General features: G+C 33.9%; 4 protein-coding genes. 3 read left to right on the forward strand and 1 reads right to left on the reverse strand.

What is annotated here, in order from left to right; all coding sequences use genetic code 11:
- The first annotated feature begins 176 nt into the window (after nucleotides 1-176).
- Genes BLO53_RS18790 through BLO53_RS18800 form a run of 3 tightly spaced genes read left to right on the forward strand, consistent with a single transcriptional unit; the run spans nucleotide 177 to nucleotide 2,823 of the window.
- Nucleotides 177-881, forward strand: a complete 705-nt coding sequence (locus BLO53_RS18790) for a hypothetical protein (RefSeq protein WP_092065230.1) — start codon at nucleotides 177-179, stop codon at nucleotides 879-881.
- 12 nt (nucleotides 882-893) lie between these two features.
- Nucleotides 894-2,081, forward strand: a complete 1,188-nt coding sequence (locus BLO53_RS18795; RefSeq protein WP_092065233.1) for an AAA family ATPase — start codon at nucleotides 894-896, stop codon at nucleotides 2,079-2,081.
- Nucleotides 2,074-2,823 (forward strand): HNH endonuclease, encoded by a 750-nt coding sequence (locus BLO53_RS18800; protein WP_092065237.1) that lies wholly within the window; start codon nucleotides 2,074-2,076, stop codon nucleotides 2,821-2,823. The genes BLO53_RS18795 and BLO53_RS18800 overlap by 8 nt, the downstream gene beginning before the upstream one ends.
- Before the next feature lie 304 nt (nucleotides 2,824-3,127).
- Here BLO53_RS18800 and BLO53_RS19520 read toward each other — a convergent pair.
- The coding region (locus BLO53_RS19520; RefSeq protein ID WP_207648492.1) for a hypothetical protein at nucleotides 3,128-3,308 on the reverse strand (181 nt) is incomplete at its 5' end.

Genomic DNA, 3,308 nt, shown 5'->3' on the forward strand with positions numbered 1-3,308 from the left:
TGTTATGCCTCCGAGCTTTTTCTTTTATTTTATCAAGAAATGGCTCGGATTAATAGAGATAATTTGATTAAATATCAACGTGTCAGTACACTAGTTAATTAAATGTATGAGTAGCATTTTTAACTTTTCTCCTATTAGAGCTTTTCAATAAAAATGTAAAATGGAGTTTAAATACTATGAAATATAGATGTGATAAATGTTTTGTGGCTTATATGGATATTTTGGGATTTAAGAGTTTTATGGATGTAACGCCTACGGTAGAAGTATTGGACATTTTGCAAAAGATTTGCCGAAGTTACAATCAAGTGGGGATATACCATAATAGTAATGATGGGTTACTACCTATTATACCTAGAGAACAATTGCATAGCAGAGTCATGTCTGATAGTGTAGTGTTTTTTATTGATTCTTCTGTAAAGGATGCTTTATATGGCCTAATTCGTTATTGCGCTTATTTTCAGGAATCATTGTTGGAAATAGCAAAAGAGCCCATTTTGTGTAGAGGTGGTATTTCTGTAGGCGATATGTATATTGACAACGAAATAATGGTTGGAAAAGGTTTGATTAATGCATATAAGTTGGAAGAAAATTGTGCTATTAATCCTAGAATAATAATTCCGCATGATATAGTAGATGAGAATATGAGCGCTTTATTATCTAAGGATATTGGTAATTTCATAATTTTTGAGGACGGATATTACAAGATTAACTATATTTGGATGGTTCTGAACACAAATAAGACAGGTGAGCTGTTAGCTTCAGGTCGCATAGAACATTTTATACAGGAAGGTCTAAATAAGTATGATGACAGAGTGAGAAGCAAATTATTGTATTTTGAGAGATGGTATAAAGAAGAATTAATGAAGAAAATGCATAGATAAAGGGATTGATATATGGATAAATTCAAAATAAAGAAAGTAAATATATCGGGGATAGGGGGAATATCAAGATTAGAAATAACATTCAATTCTGGGCTAAATTTGATATGTGGAACCAATGGAATAGGTAAGACTACAATATTAGAATGTATTGCACACGCATTTGTTAGAACTAGCACTTATAAATTAAAGCGTAATGTTAATTCCGATGAAGGGAAGTGCTTTTTGGAATATTCTGAAAACAATGAAGATAAGACTGTTGAATATAATATACGCCATTTTAATCCTACAGGAGAGACAGATTTTGTTAACCGTTTAGCTGCTAAAAGTAATAATGTTCTATATTTTACGCCATCAAGGAATATCGATTATACTAATTTGAAAACTTTAGCACGAGATCCGGAGAGAGATGAAAATGTGACTGCTGGCGTTGCATATACTGGTATATCTGCAAATGATGAAAAAAACTGGTTTGTTCAGAGGTTTATGTGGTCAGCACATGATGGAGCATTAGCTAAAGAGCAAATTAATAATTTGGATAAAGCAAAAGAATGCTTTAATAATCTTGATAAACAGGTTGTGTTTTCAAGAGTAATTCCTGATACTTACGACATTATGGTAAAAACACCTACTGGAGAAGTGTATTTTGAATATTTATCTTCGGGATATAAATCATGTATTTTCATACTTTTGGGAATAATTAAAGAGATTGAGTATAGGTTTAAAAATCCTTATATTGAAGTGCAAGATTTTTCGGGGATCATTTTGATAGATGAGATAGATGTTCATTTGCATCCGCAGTGGCAGAAAAACTTGATAATTGCATTAAAAAAAATGCTACCTAATGCTCAAATTATTGCGACTACGCATAGTCCTAGCATGATTCAATGCGCAGAATCAAAGGAAATAATTGCTTTGCAATATAACGATGAGCATAATATCGTTGTGTCTGATTTTGGGAGTGAAAAATATGGATTTCAGGGATGGACATTAGAAGAAATCCTTACGGACGTAATGGGGATGAATACTATAAGATCAGATTTGTATTGCCAAAAGATGAAGGAATTTGATGATGCAATTGCTGATAGAGATGCGGAAAAAGCGATTGAGGCATATAATGAATTAAAGCAAATGCTAAATCCCAAAAGTTACTTGAGAAAAATACTAGATATTGAGATGACTGGGGTTAGAGAAAATGATTAAGCTGTCAAGAATAGATGCACCAATAGAACTATCGGATGATATTGTTAAGAAACTAACTGAAGAATATAAGCTAGATAATAAAAAGGCAGTGTGGAGAAAGCCTTATATTACAGGTTCGCTATTAAAAATGTCACACTGCAAGTGCTCATATTGCGAAACAAAACTGGGCGAGGAAGGCAAGTATATGGAGGTTGATCATTATCACCCAAAGAATAAGTATCCAGATGAAGTTGTAATGTGGGATAATCTAATTCCCTCTTGCGGTAGATGTAATTCGAACAAAAGTACATGTGATACATATTTAGAACCAATAATTAATCCATATGTTGATAACCCTAAAGAGTATTTATATATGGAAAATTATCGTATAAAAAGCAGAAATAACAATAAATTAGGACGCAAAACAATTGATGTTCTTTACCTAAATGATATGGAAGGGTTGATATTACCGCGTTTTAAAATAGGCAATGCTGTTCAAGAAAAATTAGGGAGTATACTTGATGTTTTTGATGAATATAAACGGAATCCTAATTTTTCGAGAAGGAACAAGATTGTTAATGCTACTAAAGAATTGCTAAAGGAGGCAAGAGAAGATAGCGAATACGCCTCTTTAGTTGCTACTGTATTATTGCAAGATGACAATTATATATTGCTTAAAGAGCGTTTGAAAAGCGCTAATCTATGGGATGATGAGCTAAAAACACTTGATAAAAATGCAATTAAAATAGCCCTAATAAAATAATGATAGACTGTCAGAAACAGCAAAGGCAAATAATCTAAAGATATATGAGTGCCTTAAATATTTTTTTACCGAAGTTAGCTATGCGTGTAGTGAACTCTTTGGGGAATCTATGTAGTCATATCAGGACTGGTGGTTAGGGAGGAATATAGCATCCCCCATCCTCCATCAAGGCAACCCTCCTTCGTCGGTGCTGCGCAGTCTTGACAGAGTCTGAGTGATGCTACAATGGGTAATCAACCCGATGTAAGGTGGCGTGCGCTGCGCTACATCGGGCCATACAAATTCAATTAGGAATCATTGCTCGTCAGGCTTTTGCCAAGCTTCTGAGTGTCAGCAAACAGGGTGCAGTTCTATAATTATGAAAGCAAACCGCATAATCTCCACCATCATCCATGTTCCACCTACCAATCAAATATGTTATACTATATGCGGCTTTGCGGAGCAAAGCCGCATATTTATTACCTATCAACACAAGTTGTGGTGGA

It is taken from the genome of Butyrivibrio sp. INlla14, assembly GCF_900102515.1.
Taxonomy (GTDB): Bacteria; Bacillota; Clostridia; order Lachnospirales; family Lachnospiraceae; genus Butyrivibrio.